Genomic DNA, 2,013 nt, shown 5'->3' with positions numbered 1-2,013 from the left:
CTGCGAGCTGTTGGGACACGCGACCGACGGGTTCGACCACCGGGTCGACACGCCGGCATCGTCGCCTGTGTGGTTCGCCGGGCCGCCCCAGGCGGCGGCGTGGTTGCGTCGGCACCTGCCCGTGTCGCTGGCGACCGTGCGCGCCGGCGGCAGGGCGCGGCTGCGGTCGCTGGCGGTGGGGCTGGCGTCCCGTCTGTGGGTCTGCGCGCCGACGGACGCCCCGCGGCAGTGGGCGGTCGATCTGGCCGAGGCGGGGACGCGTGCGGCCGTCGACGATCGGCGACCTCACGGTCTGGCCGGGTTGTTGCGGTTGAGCGCCCGGTGGTTCGCCGCCGCGGGCGACTTTCCCACCGCCGAGGCCCACGGTGTGCGCGAGTGGGTGGTGTGGAAGCAACTCGACGACACCGAGGGCATGATCGACACGTTGTGGCGTCGCGCGCACGTCTACCGCGCGGCCGGGCGGGGCAACCGTGAACTCGACTGCTACCAGCGCCTGGTGTCGCTGTATCGGCGGGTGGGTGACCGGTTCGGGCTGGCGCGCGTGCGGGTGTCGCGCGGTGTCGCGCTCGTCGGCGTCGGCCGGGATCGTGACGCCGGCGAGCAGTTGCGTGAGGCGGCCCGTGCGGTGGGCGAACTGGACAGCCCCGCGGACGCGCCGCCGGGCGAGCTCGCCTCGGTGCTGGAGGATTTGGGGCGGGCGTTGTGGGGTCTGGGCGCGTTCGGTTGGGCGCGACGGCAGTTCAGCGCCGCGTTGCGGCTGCTGGTGGACCGGGACGAGCGGGCGGCGCAACGCGTCCGGATCCTGCTCGCCCATCCGGAAGGCCGGTCCCTGCCCGGTCGGTGACGGTGACCGGTCAGTCCCGCCACAGGTGTACCAGCGCCAGGGCGATCTGGATCAGGGTGGTCACCGGCTTGAGCGCCGCCACCGGTCGGCGCCGGCCCCGACGGGGGACACGGAAACGACGATGGTGGTGGCGGTGGTCGGTGCGGAGGTGACGACGGGGACGGGGGCGTTTGTCGGGGGACACGGTCGAGGCGCTGCTTTCCGGATCGGTGAGGGGGTCAGTCGGCGGGCGGGAGGAAGACGGCGTGGTCCGAGTCGGGCGGCGGGGGAGTCTGCAGCGCGTACACGTCCAGCACCGGCTGGCAGACGAAGATCTTGTTGTAGGACTTGCCGCCGAGGTTCTCCAGGACCCCGGTGTTCTCGAGACGACGGGTCACCTGGGTGGCGGTGCGGTTGGCGATTTTGTACATGGCCTCGAGCGCGCGGTTGCTCGTGACCGGGGCGGTGACCAGTCCGGCGACCACGCGCTGCACGGTGGGGGAGCCGTCCGCCTGGTCGAGAAGCTTCCGGCACAGGTCGTCCAGCTGTTCGATCAGGCGCAGCTGGGCGCGTGCCTGGGATCCGACGATCCCGGCGAAGAACTCGATCCAGTCCTCGATCGGGCCTCCGTCGACCACAGCCCGGATCCGGTCGTGGTACTCGGCCGCGTGCTCGTCCAGCCATGACGACAGGGGCAGGACCTGCTCGCGCAGCAACCCCGAGCGCACCATCTCCAGCGAGCTGTAGATGCTGGGCAGGTACCGGCCGGTGTCCTCGAACGGATCCAGCAACGCGAGGTTCAGGTGCCCCAACGCGATCTTGCCGACCCGCGGCAGCGGATGCGGGGCGGCCACCCAGGTGGACCACTGGGCGAAAGCGCTGTGCAGCATCGCGCCGGGCGGCGCGGTCAGGATGGGCGTCTGGCCCGGCGCGTGACCCTCCAGCCAACTCTGGCGGGTCCGTAGTCTCGCCTCCGTGGTGTCGGCGCTCCTGCCGGTCAGCTTCCCGCTGATCTCGCCGAGCAGGTCACCGTCGATCGGCGCCTTGGCGGCGATCCGGCTCGCGCCGTGTTCGAAGGCGAGGATCACCCGACCGGCCTCGTGTTGCTCCAGCACCTCCTCCTGCGTGCCGACACCCTCGGCGGCGCGGTCCAACAGCAGCTTGGTCGTCCAGACCTCCGACAAGCCCAG

General features: G+C 71.9%; 2 protein-coding genes. One reads left to right on the top strand and one right to left on the bottom strand.

The window, feature by feature from the left end:
* Positions 1-844, top strand: an 844-nt coding sequence (locus ACWEFJ_RS39185) for a hypothetical protein (protein WP_449716914.1), incomplete at its 5' end; no start/stop codon positions are given.
* A 218-nt stretch (positions 845-1,062) separates the two neighbouring features.
* Here the strand turns inward: ACWEFJ_RS39185 and ACWEFJ_RS39180 are convergent.
* Positions 1,063-2,013: Fic family protein (locus tag ACWEFJ_RS39180; RefSeq protein ID WP_449716913.1), on the bottom strand; the 951-nt coding region annotated here is incomplete at its 5' end.

It is taken from the genome of Actinosynnema sp. NPDC004786, from assembly GCF_053601135.1.
Note: the sequence above shows the minus strand (reverse complement) of the source record. Positions and strands in the feature narration are given on the sequence as shown.